The organism is Ensifer sp. GW101-20A05 (assembly GCF_059424735.1).
Map to the genome: position 1 here is coordinate 705,805 of NZ_JBWKZT010000002.1, position 20,887 is coordinate 726,691.

18 protein-coding genes are annotated in these 20,887 nt (G+C 61.8%); 10 read left to right on the top strand and 8 right to left on the bottom strand.

From position 1 onward, the window contains the following. Window positions 1–54 precede the first annotated feature (54 nt). From AC070A_RS08355 to AC070A_RS08365, 3 genes are all read left to right on the top strand, one after another. Window positions 55–1,227, top strand: a complete 1,173-nt coding sequence (locus AC070A_RS08355; protein ID WP_112996434.1) for a serine hydrolase domain-containing protein — start codon at window positions 55–57, stop codon at window positions 1,225–1,227. Between the two features lie 107 nt (window positions 1,228–1,334). Then, on the top strand, window positions 1,335–2,051 hold the full coding sequence (locus AC070A_RS08360; RefSeq protein ID WP_057255550.1) for a GntR family transcriptional regulator: 717 nt from the start codon (window positions 1,335–1,337) through the stop codon (window positions 2,049–2,051). Between the two features lie 100 nt (window positions 2,052–2,151). After that, window positions 2,152–3,090 (top strand): LysR family transcriptional regulator, encoded by a 939-nt coding sequence (locus AC070A_RS08365; protein ID WP_057255388.1) that lies wholly within the window; start codon window positions 2,152–2,154, stop codon window positions 3,088–3,090. Between the two features lie 105 nt (window positions 3,091–3,195). Here the strand turns inward: AC070A_RS08365 and AC070A_RS08370 are convergent, their stop codons facing one another. Both AC070A_RS08370 and AC070A_RS08375 read right to left on the bottom strand, forming a co-directional pair. Then, window positions 3,196–4,590, bottom strand: coding sequence for an NAD(P)/FAD-dependent oxidoreductase (locus AC070A_RS08370; protein WP_057255389.1), 1,395 nt, complete (start codon window positions 4,588–4,590; stop codon window positions 3,196–3,198). A gap of 14 nt (window positions 4,591–4,604) precedes the next feature. After that, window positions 4,605–4,982 (bottom strand): cupin domain-containing protein, encoded by a 378-nt coding sequence (locus AC070A_RS08375; RefSeq protein WP_057255390.1) that lies wholly within the window; start codon window positions 4,980–4,982, stop codon window positions 4,605–4,607. Between the two features lie 385 nt (window positions 4,983–5,367). Here AC070A_RS08375 and AC070A_RS08380 point away from each other — a divergent pair, with 385 nt between their 5' ends. Further along, on the top strand, window positions 5,368–6,252 hold the full coding sequence (locus AC070A_RS08380) for a helix-turn-helix transcriptional regulator (RefSeq protein ID WP_492383816.1): 885 nt from the start codon (window positions 5,368–5,370) through the stop codon (window positions 6,250–6,252). A gap of 60 nt (window positions 6,253–6,312) precedes the next feature. Here the strand turns inward: AC070A_RS08380 and AC070A_RS08385 are convergent, their stop codons facing one another. The 4 genes from AC070A_RS08385 to AC070A_RS08400 are packed head-to-tail and all read right to left on the bottom strand — an operon-like array spanning window position 6,313 to window position 10,234. After that, on the bottom strand, window positions 6,313–7,107 hold the full coding sequence (locus AC070A_RS08385) for an ABC transporter permease (protein ID WP_057255392.1): 795 nt from the start codon (window positions 7,105–7,107) through the stop codon (window positions 6,313–6,315). Window positions 7,108–7,117: 10 nt separating this feature from the next. Continuing rightward, window positions 7,118–8,020 carry an ABC transporter permease subunit gene (locus tag AC070A_RS08390; RefSeq protein ID WP_492383817.1) on the bottom strand — a complete coding sequence of 301 codons (903 nt, stop codon included), beginning with the start codon at window positions 8,018–8,020 and terminating at the stop codon, window positions 7,118–7,120. 9 nt (window positions 8,021–8,029) lie between these two features. Beyond that, complete coding sequence (locus AC070A_RS08395; RefSeq protein WP_057255394.1) at window positions 8,030–9,097, bottom strand: ABC transporter ATP-binding protein; 1,068 nt, start codon at window positions 9,095–9,097, stop codon at window positions 8,030–8,032. A 30-nt stretch (window positions 9,098–9,127) separates the two neighbouring features. After that, window positions 9,128–10,234: an extracellular solute-binding protein gene (locus tag AC070A_RS08400; RefSeq protein ID WP_492383818.1), complete on the bottom strand. Its 1,107-nt coding sequence runs from the start codon at window positions 10,232–10,234 to the stop codon at window positions 9,128–9,130. Between the two features lie 241 nt (window positions 10,235–10,475). Between AC070A_RS08400 and speB the strand changes: the two genes are divergently transcribed. Then, complete coding sequence (gene speB / locus AC070A_RS08405; RefSeq protein ID WP_057255395.1) at window positions 10,476–11,429, top strand: agmatinase; 954 nt, start codon at window positions 10,476–10,478, stop codon at window positions 11,427–11,429. 76 nt (window positions 11,430–11,505) lie between these two features. On the opposite strand, the gene AC070A_RS08410 is transcribed toward speB, so the two are convergent. Then, window positions 11,506–12,474, bottom strand: a complete 969-nt coding sequence (locus tag AC070A_RS08410; protein WP_057255396.1) for a DUF808 domain-containing protein — start codon at window positions 12,472–12,474, stop codon at window positions 11,506–11,508. A 242-nt stretch (window positions 12,475–12,716) separates the two neighbouring features. Between AC070A_RS08410 and AC070A_RS08415 the strand changes: the two genes are divergently transcribed. From AC070A_RS08415 to AC070A_RS08425, 3 genes are read left to right on the top strand one after another with little or no spacing between them, the layout of a single operon-like run. After that, window positions 12,717–13,325, top strand: coding sequence for a TetR/AcrR family transcriptional regulator (locus AC070A_RS08415; RefSeq protein ID WP_492383819.1), 609 nt, complete (start codon window positions 12,717–12,719; stop codon window positions 13,323–13,325). A gap of 54 nt (window positions 13,326–13,379) precedes the next feature. Next, a complete protein-coding gene (locus AC070A_RS08420) occupies window positions 13,380–14,525 on the top strand; it encodes an efflux RND transporter periplasmic adaptor subunit (protein ID WP_375293090.1) in 1,146 nt (381 codons plus the stop codon). Between the two features lie 30 nt (window positions 14,526–14,555). Next, window positions 14,556–17,714, top strand: coding sequence for an efflux RND transporter permease subunit (locus AC070A_RS08425; protein WP_112996522.1), 3,159 nt, complete (start codon window positions 14,556–14,558; stop codon window positions 17,712–17,714). Between the two features lie 45 nt (window positions 17,715–17,759). On the opposite strand, the gene AC070A_RS08430 is transcribed toward AC070A_RS08425, so the two are convergent. After that, window positions 17,760–18,557, bottom strand: a complete 798-nt coding sequence (locus tag AC070A_RS08430; protein WP_112996432.1) for a C1 family peptidase — start codon at window positions 18,555–18,557, stop codon at window positions 17,760–17,762. Between the two features lie 191 nt (window positions 18,558–18,748). On the opposite strand from AC070A_RS08430, the gene AC070A_RS08435 reads away from it, so the two are divergent. Continuing rightward, the gene (locus tag AC070A_RS08435; RefSeq protein WP_492384392.1) at window positions 18,749–18,973 is read left to right on the top strand and encodes an EamA family transporter; all 225 of its coding nucleotides are present in this window, start codon (window positions 18,749–18,751) and stop codon (window positions 18,971–18,973) included. A gap of 289 nt (window positions 18,974–19,262) precedes the next feature. Beyond that, complete coding sequence (locus AC070A_RS08440; RefSeq protein WP_113132622.1) at window positions 19,263–20,876, top strand: ABC transporter substrate-binding protein; 1,614 nt, start codon at window positions 19,263–19,265, stop codon at window positions 20,874–20,876. Window positions 20,877–20,887: the final 11 nt, after the last annotated feature.

Below are 20,887 nucleotides of genomic sequence, written 5' to 3' on the forward strand. Positions count from 1 at the left end.
CGTCCGGTGCAGGTGCCGTGCGCTGCGTCGATCCATTCAAGAAAGGACATATCCATGACCGGCAAGACCGCGTTCAGCGAAAGATACGGCTTCCGCCGCGACCAGGTAACGCTCGCCAATTGGCGCACGGCGCCCTTCAGCCGTTGGGCGTTCCAGAACGTCGGCGAGCTGGTGCCGAGCGCCCCGGTCGTGGCCGCCTCTACCGCTCCCACGGAAGAGCTGCGTGATTTGTCGTGGCTGCTTTCGGAGACGGTGTCGCTGCCAAGTGGCGAGAAGCGGATCGGCGACTTTCTTGACGGCTCCTATGCGGACGCGCTGACGATCATGAAGCGCGGCAAATTCATCGGCGACTGGGTGGCGCCGACCATGAACTTCGGCGAGAAGCACATCGCCTTTTCCATCAGCAAGTCGATGGTCGCGATCGTCGCCGGCATCCTTGAGGACGAGGGCCTGCTGGACCCGAACGCACCCATTATCGACTACCTTCCGGAAACCGCGGGCTCGGCCTATGCGGATGCCACCGTCCGGCATGTGCTCGACATGACGGTCAGTCTTGACATCGAGGAAGCCTATCTCGATCCGGAAAGCGCTTTCGGCCGCTACAGGCGCGCGATGCTCTGGAACCCTGGTGGCGGCGACGAGGGGCTGTTCGAATTCCTCTGCACGCTGAAGCGGCTGCCGACGCCGCACGGCGAGGTTTTCCGCTATCGCTCGCCCAACACCGACCTGCTCGGCATCCTGCTCGAGCGCGTGTCCGGCAGGCGCATCGCCGATCTGATGCGGGAAAAGCTTTGGACGCCGCTTGGCACCACCGGCGAAATCGCGATCACGGTCGATCGCGAGGGAACCAGTCGCGCTTCGGCTGGAATATCCCTGACGCCACGGGATCTTGCGCGCGTCGGCGAGATGATGCGCAACGGCGGCATGGCGCGCGGTCGGCGCGTCGTTTCGGAAAGCTGGGTCGAAGACACGCTCACCAAGGGCAGCCATGAGGCGTGGCAACGCAGCGATTTTGCGCCGCTGTTCCCGAAGGGGCGCTACCGCAACAAATGGTATCAGACCGGCGAGGGCAGCTTCTGCGGCATCGGCATCCATGGCCAATGGCTCTTCGTTGATCCCAAAAACGAACTGGTCGTTGTCAGAATGTCGTGCCAGCCGGATCCGGTGATGGAGGCATTTGACTACGACAACATCGCGTTCATGAAGGCTTTGGGAAAGCTGCTCTGACGCGCCTCGAGCATCCGGAAGGTCTTGCGCTGATGTCGCGGAATCTCCTACCAAGATAAACTCTCTCTTTTAGCGCTGCGCTCCCAATGCAGCCCCAGGTTTCGAGCATGGCGACGAAGAAGACACCAAAAATCACCAGCATCGAAACACCGGTTCCGATGTATGAGCAGGTCTATCAGCAGATCGTGCAGGCGTTGATGGCCGGGCATTTCGAACCGGGCCAGAAGCTCACCTATCGCAAGGTTGCCGAGCAGTTCGGGACGAGCCCGATGCCGGTGCGCACCGCCTTTCAGCGGCTGCAGGCATTGAAGGGCCTCGAACTTCTGCCGAACGGCAGCGTCGAGGTGCCGCTCTTGACCGTCAAATCCTTCGTCAGCCTGACGGAGGCGCGCATCGCCATCGAAGGCACGGCAACGGAACTCGCGGCGAGCCGCCTCAACGGCAACAACCTGCGCACCGTGCGCCACCACTGCAATCAGCGTACTGCAGCGGCGAAGGCGGGTGACATCGACCGCTATCTGCAGGCGAACTTCGACTTCAAGTTCTCGATCTACCGCCACTGCGGCAACGAGCACCTGATCTACATCATCGAAATGCTCTGGCTCCAGGCGGGACCGTTTTTGCGCAAGCTCGTCGAGGGAACGCCGTTTACCGCGACCGAAGTGCTGGACGTCGATTTTCACGACAAGATCGTAGCGGCTCTCGAGGCGAAAGACCCGCAGCGGGCACGCGAGGCCGTTGCCCACGATATCCGCGATGCCGCAGACTACATGCTCAAATACGCGAGGTTCCTCTCGGACGAGGACGTACGGCCGGCCACATAAACGGACTGGATTTCGTTCACGCCTGCCCTAGCTTAGTGCATGAAAATGCATAATAATCGCGCTTCACTTGGATCTTTATCAAGGTAAGGGCGGACCTTGCATGGCTTTGGACTCGTTGGATGTGAGGCTGCTGCGCATCTACGTCACGATCGTGGAGGCGGGCGGTTTTGCGGCTGCGCAGGGAGAGCTCAATCTCTCGCTCTCGACGATTTCCAACCATATCTCCGCGCTGGAGAGCCGGCTCGGCCTAACGCTCTGCCAGCGCGGCCGGTCCGGCTTTCGCCTCACGGAAGAAGGGCGCGCCGTCTACGAGGAGGCCAAGCGCCTCTTCGGCTCGATCGACCAGTTCGACATCCGCATGAAGGGGTTGCAGCATCAGTTGAACGGTACGCTCTCCGTCGGCCTCATCGACAACACGCTGTCTGACCCGTCTTCCCGTCTCAACCGCGTCTTTGCCCGGATGACGGACGAGGCACCGGAAGTGGCGCTTTCGATCGTCACGCGGCCGCCGCATGAACTGCTGCGCGATGTGATAACAGGAGAGCTCCACATCGCGATCGCCAGTTTTCCGCGCACGACGCTGGGGCTGGAATATGTCGATCTCTACGAGGAGACGCAACGCTTCTATTGCGGCGCGGAGCACCCGTTGTTTTCCCGTGACGACAGCGAGATCGAGATCGACGATATCCGGTCCTACAATCTGATCGGCCGCTCCTACTGGAACGCCCGTGACCTCAAGATTTTCTCGATCGCCAATCCGCGCGCGACGGTCAGCGACATGGAAGCAGAGGCGCGGCTGATCCTCTCCGGTCGCTACCTCGGCTATCTGCCCGACCATTTCGCCAGCCGTTATGTGAACGAGGGTTTGCTGCGGCCGATCCGCCCGGATCTCTTCAGCTACAAGGCGCCGTTCCAGGCGGCCTTCGACAAGACGCGTGCAAAGTCGGGTCTGATCCCGTTTTTCGTGAAGCTGCTCGTTAGTGAATTCGGCGTTTCGCAGACCGGACGAGGCGCGTCTCGTTTGCGTGCAGGTCGATAAGCCCTTCAATCCTGACCGGCCCAGTGCCAGCTCGCGAAAACAAAGGCAGGGCCGGTATCTCGGCTCTGCCTTTGTCAAACGATAGGTGCCTTTTGGCGAGAGGCGTCAGCTTAGAGGGAAACCCATCGCCGAAACCATTTTCAGCCAGGGCTTGCGCCAGCCGCCGGACTTGTCCGCCGTATCGAGCGCATACATGGTGACCTGCGCACCGAGCCAGCGGAACGGTTCCGGCGGAATAGCGTTCGGCAGGCTGGTGGCGAAATCCAGCCGGCTCTCCGGCGTCTTCGAACCGTCGAGAATGTCGAGCGCGATACGCGCGCCGAAGCGGGAGGCCGAAACGCCGAAACCGGAATAGCCGCCTGCATAGACGACCTTCTCGCCGTAGTAGCGCTGGAAGTGCACCGCCATGCGGGTACTGAGATCGATCGGCCCGCTCCAGGCATGGGTGAAGCGCAGGCCTTCGAGCTGCGGGAACGTGTCGAAGAAGGCGGATGCCAAGGGCTTGTAGGTTTCGAGTTCCTTGTCGACCGAAGGGAAGGGGTTGCCGGCAAAGGCGTAAGCCAGACGACCGCCGAAGATGATCCGGTTGTCCTTGGTGAGCCGCATGTAGTTCATCTGCGTGCGGGTGTCGTAGACGCCCTGACGGTGGCTCCAGCCGATCGACGCCATACGCTCTGCTGACAGGGGCTCCGTTGCCAGCACCCGGTCGCGAACGGCGACGACCCGGTGCTTGATCTTTTTGTGGCCCGAGGCAAAGGCATTGGTGGCGAGAAGAACCTTGGGCGCGGTGACGCTGCCCGAAGGCGTCGTAGCCTTCATCCGGTCGCCAAGATCTTCAAGGCCGGTCAGTTCGGTGTTCTCGAAGATCTCAACGCCGAGGGTGAGCGCAACCCGCTTCAGCCCGAAGGCAAGCAGCGCCGGATGCACCGTGCCGCAGATGTGCTTCGACCAGACACCGGCCTTGTAGCGTGGCGAATTGATTTCGCTGCGGACGGCGCCCTGGTCGAGGAAGACGGCCTGGTGGCCATATTTGAGATGGAGTTCGTGCTCTTCGTGCAGCGCTTCGATATGGGCATCGTCGACGGCTACTGTCAGCTCTCCACCCCATTCGGCGTGACAGTCGACGGCGTGTTCCTCGAGGGTCTGCAGGAAGCCGTGCATGTTTTCCTGGCCAAGCCGCTCGAGCGCGGCGATGTCCTTGGGGAAGATGCGCACGGCATTCGAAAGTCCGTGCATGACCGACGTCGAGACGACGCCGCCCGGCCGGCCCGAAGCGCCGTTGGCGACCGAACCCTTTTCGATCAGCACGACGTCGATTTCGGGCTGGCGCTGTTTCGCCTGGATGGCTCCCCACAACCCGGTAAAGCCGCCGCCGACGACGAGCAGGTCAGCCTTCAGATGGCGCGTCAGTCGCTCTCGCGGCTCGGGCGCGTCCGGCCGGTCGAGCCAGAAGGGCGTCATCGTCACATCTGCAAGGGCTTTGCTTCTTACCTTGGTCATGGAGACGCCTCACATCACTTCGCGGCTGGTGCGGTGTAGAGGACGTAGACCTTGCGCATCGTCTCGAGCACTTCGAAACGCACCTCGACGCCGGCAGGCAGGACATAGCTTTCGCCGGCCTCGAAGGTCTCGATGGAACCGTCCGGGTTGGTGATTGCGACCTTGCCCGAGAGGATCACACTGTATTCGCTGCCATCGGGGTAGGAGAGCATTTCCGCGTAGGGCGTCGACTGCCAGGTGCCGATCACGACGGCTTTGTCGGGGCTTTCGAAATGAACATCGCCGAGTTCGTCTGCAAAACCGGACAGGATCGCCTCCGGCGGGACGACGCTGCATTTTTCAAGCTCGCGCAGGCCGACACCGTTGCGCCCGAGTTTGATGACCTTCGACATGTTCACTCCAGTTCAGAAAGACGAGCGGCAAGTACATCGGCCGCCCTTCAAGGTTTCGTTGCTTTATTTTCGCGCAAAGCAGCCTGGTTCCTGAGACCAACGTGTCGTCTCGACAGTCACATGCCGTCTTGCGTGCCGCCGATCTACTATGGGGCTTGCCCCATTTTTCTAGGCGCCCGGGTCAATGTCCGGAATACGCCTTAGGGCTAGGTTTGGAGGACGAGAGCCCGGCTCAGGGGCGGCGTCAGCCCTTGCGGAGCCTGGCTTTCGCTGCCGATGTCGTTGTTTTGGTTGCTCAAATGATAGTTTTGGATTTCCCGTAGTGAAAATCCGTTACTTGCGACGCACTAAACCTTCGCCTAATCTGCGCCTGGAGGAGAACAACATGAACAACGATACGATCGTCAAAGTCTGCGCGGCGACGCAGCGGGTGCCCGGTGTGGGTGATCTGGCGCTATCTCTGATGGAGGGGGTCGGCCGTTCGGATTTCCAGGATCGTCTGGCGCAGTCGCTCAAGCGACACATCGCAATCGATGCCGGTCTGATGCTCCTGTATCGGCGAAACGCAGCGCCGAAGATCCTGTTCAACGACTGGCGTACGGACAGGGGCCTGTCCGATATTCGAGCCTACCTGCAGGGCCCGTATCGGCTCGACCCGTTCTACCGGCTGGCGTTCGACAACGGCGACGATGGTCTTTATCGCCTGAGGCAGATCGATCCGTCCTTCGACCGGTCGCAATATTACCGCGACTACTACCGCCACTCGGGCCTGCACGACGAATTCAACGTCTTCATCGGAATCGATGCCGACACGAAGATCGCGATCTCGCTGGCGCGACGCCACTCCCACGCGGCCTTCAGCGGAGAAGACCAGGATTTCCTGCAGAGCGCGGCGCCGCTGCTCAGCATGGCCGTGCTCCGGCATTATCGCGACCTCAGGCCCGAGAGCCTCGGCGATGACGGCTCGCCGCTCCAGAGCGCATTGGCGCAGGCAATCCGGAACTTTGGCCGCAGCCTGCTCACCGATCGCGAATGCCAGGTCGCGCAGATGATCCTGCGCGGATATTCGGTCAAGGGGGCCGCTGAAAAGCTCGGCATCTCACCGGCGACCGTCAAGCTGCACCGCCGCAACCTCTATGCCAAGCTCGACATCAGCTCGCAAACCGCGCTGTTCTCGCTATTCATCGATGCGGTATCGTCGGCGAGCAATGCCTTCGAAGATCCGCTGGCGACCTATCTCGCGCCGGGTGGCGCGCTTCTGCCACACTGATCCAAGGCGTTGAAACGGCGCAATTCCAGGAGAGACGTTTCCTGGAATTGCCCTTTCTGGTCAGGCTGTGGTGGCTCGCTGTTCCGAGCGTCGCGAGACCAGTTGTGCGGCCACCAGTCCCAAAACCACGATGCCGAGAATGATCGTCGAGATCGCATTGATTTCCGGCGTCACGCCGAACTTGATTTGCGAATAGATCTTCATCGGCAGGGTCGATGCGCCCGGGCCGGTCGTGAAGCTTGAGATGACCAGATCATCCAGCGACAGGGTGAAGGACAGTAGCCAGGCGGAGACGATTGCCGGGACCATGTTCGGTAAGGCAACGCTGACGAATGCTTTGGCCGGCGGGCAGCCGAGATCGCGGGCCGCTTCTTCCAGCGACGGGTCGAGCTCGACCAGCCGCGATTGCAGCACGACGGTCGCAAAGCAGAGCGTGAAGGTCGTGTGCGCCAGCGTGATGGTGAGCGGCCCGCGATCAATCCCGAGCGTTACGAACATCAAGAGCATCGAGACGGCCATCACCACTTCCGGCATGACCATGGGCGCAAGCAGCATGCCGTTGAACAGTGCCCGGCCGCGGAAACGACGCAGCCGCACCATCACAACGGCCGCGAGCGTCCCGAGAATGGTTGCTGCCGTTGCCGAGACCGCAGCGACCAGGAAGCTGACTTTCGCACCTTCAATGATCGAGGGGTTGTTGAGAACGGTTGCATACCATTGAGTCGAGAAGCCGCCCCAGACCGTCACGAGCTTCGAGCCGTTGAAGCTGTAGATGACGAGAACGACGATCGGCAGATAGAGGAAGGCGAGGCCGAACAGGATCGACAGCCGATTGAACCAGCTTGGTTTTGTCATGGCCAGCTCCTCAGGTTCGTTCGCGCGACTGGCGCGATTGGAAATAGACGATCGGCACGACCAGCAGCGCGAGCAGCACGATCGTCACGGCGGCGGCCATCGGCCAGTCGCGATTGTTGAAGAATTCGAGCCAGATGGCGCGGCCGATCATCTGGGTATCGGCGCCACCTAAGAGATCCGGGATGACGAACTCGCCGACGACGGGGATGAAGACCAGCGCGCAGCCGGCCAAGACACCGGGCAGGCTCAAGGGGAAGGTGACCCGCCAGAAGGCCGAGATGCGGGAGCAGCCGAGATCGCGCGCCGCCTCGATCAGGGTGCGGTCCGCGCTGCTCAAAGTTGAGTAGATCGGAAGCACCATGAAGGGCAGGTAGGTGTAGATGATGCCGATATAGATCGCCGTCTCGGTGTTGAGGATGCGCAGCGGTTCGCTGATCAGGCCGACCTTCAAAAGCAACGCGTTCAGGAGACCGTCGTTCCTGAGGATGCTCATCCAGGAATAGACTCGGATCAGCATCGAGCTCCAGAACGGAACGATCACCAGGAAGACCAGGAGAGAGCGGGAGGATGGCGAACAGGACGCAATGCCATAGGCGAGCGGATAGGCGATGAAGAGCATGGCGGCGGTCGAAATCGCCGCAACCTTGAGGCTCGTCAGATAGGCCAGAAGATAGGTGTCGTCGGTGAGAACATAGAGGAAGTTCTCGAAGTTGAGGCGGAGGTTCAGGATCGAGCCGTCCCGTGCCGTCAGCGGCTCGAAGGGCGGCATGCCGAGCCGCACGGTCGAGAGGCTGATGCCCGCAACCAGCGCGAAGGGTGCCAGGAAGAGCACCAGAAGCCAGGCATAGGGGATGGCGATCAGAAGACGCTTGCCCCAGTTCGTCTTTGTGGAAGGTGTCGCTGCCGTGAGCATGGGAACCTCCTATTCGGCCAAGAGCCGGCTTGCCTGCGGCGACCAGCTCGCAAACACCCGATCGCCGACGCCGAGATCGCTCTCGGCTCCGAGATTGACCCGGCGTGCGTCGAGCGTCGCACCAGACTTCAGCCGGACGCGGTAGTGCCGCTCGACACCGGTATAGGTGAGCTGTTCAACCGTGCCTTCGAGACCACTGCCCGAAGTCGCGAGTTCCACCCGCTCGGGGCGGACCGAGACCCAGAACGGCGCATCGAGCGCGACGCGGTCGGTAAAGGCCGCATGCAGTCGGCCGCCGGCTTCGTCGCTGTCGATCTGCAGCTCGCTGCCACTGCGATCCGCTCGGCTACCGGCAAACACGTTCGTTTCGCCAAGGAACTTGGCGACATAGCGGGACTGCGGCGTTTCGTAGACTTCCGAAGGCGAGCCGACCTGCAGCACCTGCCCCTGCTTCATGATGGCGATGCGGGTGGAGACCGTCATCGCCTCGTGCTGATCGTGGGTGACGATGATGAAGGTGAGGCCGAGCTCCCGTTGCAGGCGAACGAGTTCGAGTTGCGTTTCGGTGCGCAGGTTTTTGTCGAGCGCCCCGAGCGGCTCGTCGAGCAGCAGAACCTTCGGCCGTTTGACCAGCGCACGGGCGAGCGCCACGCGCTGACGCTGGCCGCCGGAAAGCTGCGCCGGCTTGCGGTCGAGCAGCGCCGTCAGCTGCAGCTTCTCCGCCACCTCGTCGATACGCTTCCTGATCTCGCTCTTGGCAAGACCATCCTGCTGCAATCCGAAGGCGATGTTTTTGCCGACCGTCAGATGCGGGAACAGCGCATAGGACTGGAACATCATGTTGGTCGGGCGTTTATGCGCCGGCACGTCGGTGACATCGGCCCCTTCCAGTTTGATGGCGCCGGATGTCGGCGTCTCGAAGCCGGCGATCATCCGGAGCAGCGTCGACTTTCCGCAGCCCGAGGGGCCAAGAAGCGAGAAGAACTCGCCCTTCTCGATGCCCAGGCTGATGTTGTTGACGGCCGTGACGACGCCATAGGACTTCGCCAGGTTCTCGATCGAAATATAGGATTGCACGGGGTCTGGTCCTGCTGTTGACGGTGCGCGCTATTGGCCGGCCCTGAAAGCCGACCAGACGCGGGTGCGCTCGCGCGTCTGGCGCGGTGGCAGCGACTTGTCGACGAAGAGCTTGGAGCGGACTTCGGCAGGAGGATAGATGTTCGGGTTGTCGCGGATCCCGGCATCGACCTCGGCGGTCGCCGCGGCATTGGCGTTAGCGTAGAAGACGTGGTTGCTGATCGCAGCAACCGTCTTCGGCTCGAGGATATAGTCGATGAAGGAGAGCGCCTGCTCCGGATCCGGCGCATCGGTAGGGATCGCCATCGTGTCGAAGGAGATGATCGTTCCTTCCTTCGGGATCGAATAGTCGACCTTGACGCCGGTCTCGGCTTCTTCGGCGCGGGCCGCGGCAATGCCGGCGTCGCCGCTCCACATCAGCGCCAGGCAGAGCTGGCCCGACGCCATGTCGGCCACAAGCTGGCCGCTCTGCATATGGCGAATGAATGGACGCAGCTTCAGCAGCAGCTCCTTCGCCTTGTCGAGGTCGTCCTGTTTGGTGGAGTATGGGTCGAGGCCGAGATAGTTGAGCGCGATCGGGATCACTTCGTTCGGCGCATCGACGATGCCGATGCCGCAATCCTGGAATTTCTGGGCGACCTCGGGTTTGAAGAACATGTCGAGGCTGTTCGTCGGCGCATCGGGAAGGCGCTCGCCGACGAGCTTGGCGTTGTAGGCGACGCCCGTCGTCAGCCACATGTAAGGAACCAGATACTTGTTCTCCGGGTCATGCTCGGCGACGAGCTTCAGCAGGTCCTTGTCGAGATTGCCGTAGTTCTTGAGCGCCGTGACGTCGATCGGCTTCAGCGCGCCGGATTGAATGAGGCGTTCACCGACCGTGGCGCTTGGAAAGGCGACGTCGAAGCCGCTGCCGCCGGCGAGCAGCCGGGTTTCGAGCACTTCGAGCGAATCGTAGAAGTCGACCCGCGTTTCGACACCGGTGCGGGCCTGGAAGTTCGAGACCGTGTCTTCGGCGAAGTAGTCGGAGAAGTTGTAGATGAACAGCTTGTCCTGCGCCTGGGCGGTCGTTGAGACCGCGATAGCGGCGAGCGATGCCGCAAACATGGAGCGCAGTGCGGTGCGGGTCAAGTTTTGCATGGTTCCTCCCAAGGACATCGTATTTTTGTTTTCACCAAAGTGATTGGCGGGTCCTAAGAGGGCAACACTCCCTTTGGCTAGGTGCGGGAGGCGGGGCACCGTCGTACATGGCAGTCGACGCTTGGATTTGCTCTGTCAGACATGTTGGTTTGATCGCGATCGAAGTAACATTCGATCAATCCCGCATTTCTCGGCCAGCAGCGCCTGATAGGTTCCGGCGACATCAAAAGGGAGAGCTTCCATGGAAGAGAAATTCAACCAGCCGCTCGGCGGCAACGACATGCCCCGCTTCGGCGGTCCGGGTACGATGATGCGCCTGCCGGCGGCAGCGTCGGCCGCGGGCCTCGACGCCTGTTTCGTCGGCATTCCCATGGATATCGGCGCATCCAACCGTTCCGGAACGCGCTACGGGCCGCGGCAGATCCGCGCTGAATCCGTGATGATCCGCCCCTACAACATGGCGACCGGTGCAGCGCCGTTTGAAAGCCTGCAGGTGGCGGACATCGGCGACATCGCCATCAACACCTTCAACCTGCCGGCCAACATGGAGATCATCACCCGCAACATCGGCGAGATCCTCAAGCACGACTGCATTCCGCTGACGCTCGGCGGCGATCACACGATCAGCTATCCGATCCTGAAGGCGATTGCCGAGAAGCACGGTCCGGTCGCTCTCATCCATGTCGACGCGCACGCGGATATCAACGACACGATGTTCGGCGAAAAGATCGCGCATGGCACGCCGTTCCGGCGCGCTTTCGAGGATGGCTGCCTCAATCCCAATCTCGTGTTCCAGATCGGTCTGCGCGGCACCGGCTATGCGTCCGATGACTTCGACTGGTCGCGCGACAAGGGCTTCACCGTCGTGCCGGCCGAGGAATGCTGGCACAAGTCGCTCGTGCCGCTGATCGAAGGCATTCGCGCCAAGATCGGCAACCACAAGACCTACCTGACCTTCGATATCGACAGCCTCGACCCGGCCTATGCGCCGGGCACCGGCACGCCCGAGATCGGCGGCCTGACGGTCATTCAGGCGATCGAAATCATCCGCGGCTGTCGCGGTCTCAATCTCGTCGGCGCCGATCTCGTCGAGGTCAGCCCGCCTTTCGATACGACCGGCACCACGGCGATCACCGCGGCGAATCTGCTTTACGAAATGCTCTGCGTGCTGCCGGGCGTGAAGTACAAGCGGTAGGCCGCCGAAGAGATCGGAAATCAATTATCAGGAGGCCGCGGGCGGCCTCCTTCCCGATCCATGTTTGCGAAAGTATCTAGCTCTTTGCCGGCCGCAGGCGGCTCCAGATCGGCGCGACGACGTTGCCCATGACGACGATGGTTGCGGCGCCGACGGCGATGGCAAGCAGGGCCTGGAGCGCCGAGGTCGTGAACCAGCCGACGACCGCCGGGGCGACCGTCAGCGTGTGGGCAACGCTTTCGGAGACATCGTGGATGAAGTGTTCCGGCCCGGCCTGGCCCAGTTGCGCCATGCCATGCACGAGGATGCTGCCGCCGACCCAGAGCATGGCCGCAGTGCCGATCGCAGCAAGAACTTTCAGGAATGCGGGCATGCCGAGAACGAGGCCGCGGCCGAAAACGCGTACGGCGGACAGCGGGTTCTTCGCCAGCGCGACGCCGGCATCGTCGGCTTTGACGATGAGCGCGACGACCCCATAGACGGCGAGCGTAATCAGGATGCCGACGCCGGCGAGTACAGCGCCCTGCATGTAGATGTCGGCATCGGCGACGGTCGACAGGGTCAGCGCCATGATCTCGGCCGAGAGAATGAAGTCGGTACGGATGGCGCCGGCAACCCTCTCGTTTTCAAGCGCCAGCGGATCGCTCTTTTCCCCGAGAACCGCTTCCTCGTGCGCGTGGGCCGCATGCGGAAAGATTGCGCCGTAAAGCTTCTCGGCCCCCTCGTAGCAGAGATAGATGCCGCCGAGCATCAGCAGCGGCGTGATCGCCCAGGGCGCGAAATAGCCGAGCAGCAGTGCGCCGGGCAAAAGGAAGAGCAACTTGTTCTTCAGTGAACCAAGGGCGATCCGCGCAATGATCGGCAGTTCCCGTTCAGGCGTCAGCCCCACCACGTAGCGCGGCGTCACCGCAGCGTCGTCGATCACGACGCCGGCTGCCTTGGCGCTGGCCTTCGCGGTCTGGGCCGCGACGTCGTCCAGCGAAGCGGCCGCCATCTTGGCAATGGCCGCGATGTCGTCGAGGAGGGCGATGAGACCTGTGGCCATAAGTTGCTAACCCCTTGAGAAGAATCCGAGAAACGCGGCTCCAGAAGCGCCAGTAACCACCATAGCGTGTCGAGTCAACGACAGCCGGGTGACATTGGGAGGCGTTCGGCCGCGCGCGGCGAGCTCAATGTTGGTTATCAAATCGTGAACGTGCGAGCGTATTCTTTCATTGACGAGTGTCTCATTTCGATTTACGACTGACGAAATACAAAATTCGTCAGTCGTAAATCGAAAGGCAAGCGATGCAGGTGAGCAGCGATAACGTCGTGGATCAGACGCGTCAGGACAACATCACGCGGATCCTCGACGCAGCGGAGCGGTTGTTCCGGCATTTCGGCTACAGCAAGACCAATGTCGCCGACATTGCCAAGGAACTCGGCATGTCGCCGGCGAACATCTACCGCTTCTTCGCCTCGAAGACGGAGATCCATCAGGCGATCTGCGGCCGCATGCTGGCGGCCAGCTACCAGATGGCCCAGGAGATCTGCGCCTTGCCATTGAGTGCGAGCGAGCGGCTGCGGCGTTACGTCCACGCGCAGCATCAGATGACCGTTGAGCTCATGCTCGACGATACGAAGGTGCATGAAATGGTGGTCGTTGCCATCGAACGCGAGTGGCACGTCATCGACAAGCATATCGACAGGCTCGACGCGCTTCTCGCCGACGTAATTCGCGAAGGCATCGCCGCCGGCGAGTTCCCGGAACAGGACGCCGATGCGGCGTCGCGCTGTTTCGGTGCGGCGACCGTCACGCTCTGTCATCCGCAAATGGTTGCGCAGTGTCTCAGCAAGACAAACCGCGCGGCACCGGAAGAGCTGGTCGAATTCGTAATCAAGGGACTGAAGGTTTAGCCGGACTGCTTCCGGCGCCAATGCGGCGTCGGCCTATTTTTCAGGAGTGCGACTATGTTTATGCCGATTGAATTTCGCCGCCGTATTTCATTCATTGCCACCGTTGCGCTGATTTCGACCCTCTCGGCGGCGCTTGCCGGCTGCTCGGAAGAAAAGTCCGAAACCGCTGAAGTCGTGCGCCCGGTCAAGGTCGTCGAGATCGCCCAGGCCGACAATGTACGCCAGCTCAGCTATTCCGGCGCCGTGCGGGCACGGACCGAGATGAATCTCGGCTTCCGCGTCAGTGGCAAGATCGTCGAGCGCGTCGTCAATGTTGGTGACCGCGTCAAGGTTGGCGATCTTCTCGCCCGCATCGACCCGACCGACTACGAGCTCGCGGTGCGCAGCGCGTCCGCCAATCTGGATGCGGCCGAGCGTCAGGTCGAAACGGTCGAGCTGGTGCGCGACCGCGCCAAGCAGCTGCTTGCCAGGAAATTCGCCTCGCAGGCCCAGTTCGACCAGGCGGTGCTGAGTTACAACCAGGCCGTCGCCACGCGCGATGCAGCAAAGTCGGCACTGTCACAGGCGAAGAACCAGGTGGTCTATACCAGCCTCGTCGCCGACCGGCCGGGCATCGTGACCTCGATCAACGCCGATGTCGGCCAGGTCGTCGGTTCTGGCACGCCGGTCGCCACCGTTGCAGTCGAAGGCGAAAAGGAAGTCCAGGTCGCAGTACCCGAAACGGAAATCAGCAATTTCAAGGTTGGCTTGCCGGTCAAGGTCGGGATCTGGTCCGATGCGGGCCTGTCGCTCGATGGCACCGTGCGCGAGGTTGCCGGCAGCGCCGACCAGCAATCGCGCACCTTCTCGGTGCGTGTCAGCCTGCCGAACGACCAACGCGTCCTTCTCGGCATGACCGCGACCATCGAAGCTTCTGCCGGCAATGGCGTGTCGTTCGTCTCGGTACCCTTGAGCGCGCTGGCTGAGAAGGATGGCTATCCGATCGTCTGGGTCGTCGACCGCGGTACGGAAACCGTCCGCAGCCGCCCGGTCACGCTTGCAGACTTCACCACCAATGGTGTGCGGGTCACCGAAGGCCTCAAAGTCGGCGATCTCGTTGTTGCCGCCGGAACGCAGTTCATGACGGACGATCTCAAGGTGACGATCTCCAACGATACGACGCACCAGGCTGCTGCCGCAGCCGAAACCGTTGTGCGCTGACGTCACCAGGATAGCGGAACCGAGCCGATGATGACCTCCTCTTCCGAAGAAAAGCGGCCTTTCAACCTTTCGCGCTGGGCGATCGCGCATCCCAGCATGGCGCGGTTCCTGTTCGGCCTCATCATTCTCGCCGGTGCCTTCGGCCTGATGCGCATGGGGCAGAAGGAGGATCCGGACTTCACCTTCCGCGTCATGGTGGTGCAAGCCTTCTGGCCAGGCGCCTCGATCGAGGAAATGCAGGACCAGGTCGTCAACAAGATCGAGCGGAAGTTGCAGGAAACGCCGCACCTCGATTTCGTGCGCTCCTATACCCGCGCCGGCAGTGCGATCATCACGCTGCAGGTTGAAGGCGATACCAATGCCGAGCAAGTGGCGGACGCATTCTACCAGGTGCGCAAGAAGGTCGGCGACATCTCCAACGAACTGCCCGAAAGCTTGCTCGGCCCCTATTTCAACGATGAGTTCGGCGACACCTTCATCACGCTCAATTCACTAAGCGGCGAGGGCTACAGCTATCCGGAGCTGAAGAAATTCGCGATCCAGGCGCGCGATATGCTGCTGACGACGCCGGGCGTCGAGAAGGCTGTGATCATCGGCGACCAGCCGGAGAAGATCTATATCGACGTTTCCTCCAAGGTGCTCGCCGAACGCGGCCTGACGCTCAACGACCTACGCAGCACGATTGCCGGTCAGAACAATATCGACCCGGCCGGCTCCGTCGATACCGGTTCCCTCTCGGTGCGCATCTCGGTCGAAGGCAGCCTCGACAAGGTCGAGGACCTGAAGAACCTTAGGCTTCGCGCCGGCGGCCAGGTCACGCGCCTTGGCGATATCGCCACGGTAAGCTCCGGGCTCGAGGATCCCTATTCGCGCAAATTCCGCTTCAACGGCCAGGACAGCGTCCAGATCGGCGTCGTCATGGCCAAGGGCTTCAAGGTGACGGATGTCGGCAAGGCGGTCGAAGAGACCTATCAGCGCTTCGAGACGTCGCTGCCCTATGGGGTCAGTGTCGACCAGGTCTCCAACCAGCCTGAGGTCGTCAAGGAAGCAGTCGGCGAGTTCATGAAGGCGCTCGGCGAAGCGCTGGCGATCGTGCTCATCGTATCGTTCCTGTCGATCGGCTGGCGCTCGGGCCTGGTGATCGCGATCACCATCCCGCTGGTGCTCGCCGCGACCTTCGCCATCATGTACGAGCTTGGCATCGATCTGCAGCGCATCTCGCTCGGCGCCCTCATCATTGCGCTCGGCCTCCTGGTCGACGACGCCATGATCGTCGTCGAGATGATGGAAAGAAAACTGGAGGAGGGACTGGTCAAGGTCGAAGCCGCGAGCTTCGCCTATACCTCCACCGCCTTCCCGATGCTGACCGGCACGCTGATCACCACCGCCGGCTTCATTCCTGTTGGCTTTGCCGCCTCGACCGCCGGCGAATATGTACGTTCGCTGTTTTATGTGGTCGGCATCGCGCTGGTCGTCTCCTGGTTCGTTGCGGTCTATTTCACGCCCTGGCTCGGCAACATGCTCTTGAAGCAGCGCAGCCACGCCGGAAACCATCACGACGTCTTCGACACGCGCTTCTATCGTCATCTGCGTTCGACGGTTGCCTGGGCGGTGCGCCATCGCATCATCGTGCTTTCGACCACGCTCGCCATCTTCTTCGTCAGCCTCTGGGCCTTCCAGTTCATTCCGAAGAACTTCTTCCCGCAGTCGTCGCGGCCGGAAATCCTGGTCGATCTGTGGCTGCCCGAGGGCACGAGCATTAAGGAGGTCGAAAAGCAGGCCAAGGCGCTTGAAGCCCGGATGATGGATGATGAGGACAAGCGCTTCATCGCCACCTATATCGGCGAGGGAGCCCCGCGCTTCTTCCTGCCGCTCGACCAGCAACTGCGTAATCCGAACTTCGCCCAGCTTCTTGTCATGGCCAAGGACGAACCGGCGCGCGAGCGGCTGATTGCCAAGATGCGTGCGATCCTTGCCGCCGACTTCCCGTCGATCCGTTCCAAGGTCGACCGCCTGTTCCTGGGGCCGCCGACCGGCTGGCCGGTACAGATGCGCGTCATGGGTCCGGACCGCGAAGAGGTCAGGCGCATTGCCGACCGGGTAACGGCGAAGTTCCACGAGAACCCACTTCTGGGCGCCGTTCACGACGATTGGCTGGAGCCGGTAGCGGGCATGAAGCTGGTCATCGACCAGGATCGCGCCCGCGCGCTTGGCGTCACATCCCAGCGCATCCGCCAGATGCTGCAGGCGAGCGTCACCGGCGCGCCGCTCGACAACTTCCGCGACGGCGAGGAGACGGTGGCGATCGTCGCCCGCGAGCCGGCCGAAAGCCGCAAATTGCTGAGCTCGGTCGATTCCATCTACATCCCGACCGATTTCGGCGGCTTCGTGCCGCTCTCGCAGGTCGCCAAGGTCGTACCGGTACTCGAGCAGGGCATCGAATGGCGCCGTGACCGCCTGCCGACGATCACCGTGCGAGGAACCTTGCCGGACGGCGTGCAGCCGAACGACGTGGCGATGAAGATGTTCGGTGAGATGCAACCGCTGCGCGACAGCCTGCCTGCCGGCTATTCGATCGCCATTCAGGGTGGGGCCGAAGATTCAGCCGAAAGCCAGGCCTCGATCGCCGCCAAGGCGCCAATCATGCTCGGCGTCATCGTCGTGCTGTTGATGATCCAGCTCCAGCATTTCGGCAAGGCGATGCTGGTTCTCGCCACCGGACCGCTCGGCATCATCGGTGCGGCGGCGGCCCTGCTCATCAGCGGTGCCCCTTTCGGCTTCGTCGCGATCCTCGGCGTCATCGCGCTGCTCGGCATCATCATGCGCAACTCGATCATCCTGGTCGACCAGATCGACCAGGACATTGCCGCCGGCATGGACCGCGCCGAGGCGATCATCGGATCGGCCGTGCGACGCTTCCGCCCGATCACGCTGACGGCGCTAACTGCGGTGCTGGCCCTGATCCCGATCTCCCGCGGGGTCTTCTGGGGACCGCTCGCCTACGCCATGATGGGCGGCATCCTGGTCGCGACGGTGTTGACCATTCTGGTATTGCCCGCCGGCTACGCGCTCTTCTTCGGGCGCGAGCCCAAGAAGGACACGGTCGAGCCGGATAAGGCGGAAGAGGTCCATGCGGATGCCGAACTTAATGAGCCGCTTGCTTATCCGCCGGCCGTGGCGGCGGAATAACGCCACGGCCCTTTCAAAGCCAATTCGGGCTAGAACTGTCTGGGGTCAGGCCGTGACATACATGGCCTGGCCCTGAGCCAGATATTGGAACAGCTCATAGCTCATCCAGATGTAGCCGCGACGTCCGTTCCACTCGCAGCCCCAGTCCTGTCCGAAGCTGTTTTGGATGAGGATCGCCTGCTGATCGTCGTCGTAGCCGATAATTAGCATGCAATGGCCGACATTCGGGACCTTGTTGAGGGGGCCCGTCATCGGGCCGGGGCCTTCGTATTTCATGAAGCCTTCGTTGAGCGACGTGCCATAACAAAGCGCACCGCCGGCGGCGATGACCGCCTTGATCGCGTCGAGATCGCTGGTTTCGACGATGGCCCAGCCGGGAATCTGGAAGCTGCCATCGGCGGCGGCGTTGGGGTCGTAGCTCGACCAGAGCTCGGGGCAGTTCGGATAATAGGGGGCGGTCTGCCAATTCGGCGTTCCGCTCTGCTTGAGCAGGTTGAGGTAGGATGCAAGCCGCGATCCTGCACAGCCCTTTTGCCCATAGCTCTTCATGACCTCGATATAGATATGGGCTGGGCTTGCCTGCAGCGCGGTGCTCGATGGGGACTGGCTCGCCGCTGCGGCCGCCGTGTAGGTGGCGAGCCCATAGGTCGAAGCCCAGGCGGCGCAACTCCCGGGACTGCCGACATGGCGTGGCGTCCCCTGCGCCTTCGGAGGCGGGAGATATTGTGGGTCGACAGTGGCCGAGGTCGGCAGCGCCGCAGGCACCGGCGGCCGGACGAGCGGGCCATCCTCTCTGATGGTGGGATCATAGCCGAGATCGAGAATTGCTTCATGCACGGACATGTAGGCCTCCTGTCAGCAGCTCCAGCTGCGTAGGTTGAAGGAATGATGTCACTGGGCAGGTTCCGGCAGTCCGCCGGTATTTCGAGGCGTGCTCAGGCTAAACCACGCTCCGGCCAAGGATCGCAGTTCGCTATGTTTCGAATTGATACACGCAATGGTAGAGTTTATCATGATCTTGCACGTTAGATATCCTGAGTTTTAACGGGGCAACTCCGGAAGTTCTCCAGTTTCGCGGGCAGCAGATGATCTCGGCGGCGAGGGCGTCGGTCATCATGTGCTGCGAACCGGTCTGGGTGCTGCCTTTCACGCTGGCATTTCTCGGGACGCCATTGAGCCTTTCGCAGATCCTGGGCTGCGCCGTGATTCTCTTTGCGATGCTGAGACAGGTTGTTCTGCGATCAAAATTGGGCGGCTGAACCGATCCCCGAGGCTCGATTTCCGCAATTGGTATTGCAATGAGAAATACCACTCACCCTCTTTTCCCGAAACTTTAGGCGGGGCGAATTAGCCCGATTGACAGCGCCTCTTTGGCAGACTTATCGTTAAGTCAAATTACTTGACTTAATAGATCGATCAACGAAACCTGAGGGGGAATTCGTCATGACGGCAGTCGAGGAAATGCGGCTTTTGGGTAACGCTCCGGAGGCCGGGAGGAAGAGGGTGACGGCGGCGCGATGGCGTCTTGGACCGGTCGCCGCAGCGCTGATGATGGTCGGGGCCGCCGAGGCCCGGGCCGAAGCGGTGCTCACCATGCACATCGAGGAACAAACGAGCTGGGTGCAGAACTTCAACCCGTTCGACCTCGGCGGCCGGCGGCAGAGCACCATGGATTTCGTCTACGAACCGCTGGTGATATTCAACGACTATGACAGCGGCAAGCCGGTCTGGCGGCTGGCGACAGGTTACAAGTTCGCCGACGATCTGAAGTCGATCACCTATACCCTGCGTGACGGTGTGAAATGGTCGGACGGCAAGCCGCTGACCTCGGCCGACATGAAGTTTACCCTCGAGATGATGTTGAAGAACCCGGCCGTCGATACCGTCGGCGTCGGCGAAACGGTCGCCTCGGTGGAGGCGCCATCACCGACCGAAGTGAAGATTAATCTCAAGGGCGTCGACACGCATTTCCCGGAATCGCTCGCCGACTTTCCCGTGGTGCCCGAGCACATCTGGAAGGACGTGAAGGATCCGCTGGCCTTCAAGAACGAAACGCCTGTCGGCTCCGGCCCGATGACCGAGATCCGCCGCTTCACGCCGCAGGTCTACGAACAATGCCGCAACCCCAACTATTGGGACGCCGCCTCGCTCAAGGTCGATTGCCTGAAGTTGCCGCAGATCTCCGGCAACGACCAGATGCTGGCGCTTTTGCCGGAAGGCGCGATCGACTGGTTTGGGTCGTTCCTGCCGCAGATCGACAAGACCTATGTCGGCCTTGACGCCGAGCACAATGGTTACTGGCAGCCACCGGCGGAAACCGTTGCCTTCCAGATGAACTTCAAGTCGTCGAATCCCGGCAATGCCGAGGCCTTCAACGACATGACCTTCCGGCGCGCCTTCAGCCTCGCGATGGATCGCACCGCGATGGTCGATATTGCCGGCTTTGGCTATCCCGTCGTCAACACCCTTGCGAGCGGCCTGCCGCCGCGCTTCGACAGTTGGCGCAACAAGGCAGCCGAGGGTGCGCAGGACGAGTGGCTGGCCTATGACATCGACAAGGCCAACAAGCTGCTCGACGACGCCGGTTACAAGAAGGACGGCGACGGCTTCCGCACCACGCCGAGCGGCAAGCCGATCGCTTTCCCAATCATCGTTCCGAACGGCTGGACCGACTGGATCGACGCGGTGCAGATCGCAACTGAAGGCCTGCGCAAGATCGGCGTCAATGCGTCGGTTGCCACGCCCGAATACGAGCAGTGGCAGAAGCAGATCCTCGACGGCAGCTTCGAGGCGGTGATGAATTCCCGCGCCGATGGCCCGACGCCTTTCCGCGGCTACTTCCAGTCGCTGTCGACCGGCTTCGGCGGGCGCATCACCAGCGCGCCGTCGCGCTATTCCAACCCCGAGCTCGACAAGGTCTTCGATGAATACCGCCGCGCCGCGACGGACGAGGAGCGCAAGACGCTGTTCGACCAGGTGCAGGTGATCGTTGCCGACAACCTGCCTGTCGTTCCCGTCTTCAACGGCCCGACCTGGTACCAATTCTCGACCAAACGCTTTACCGGCTGGGTCACCAAGGACGAACCTGTCATGAACCCGGAGGACCACGACAACAACCGGATGCGGCTGGTGCACCTGCTCCGCCTCAAGCCCGTGCAATAAGCGACAACAGG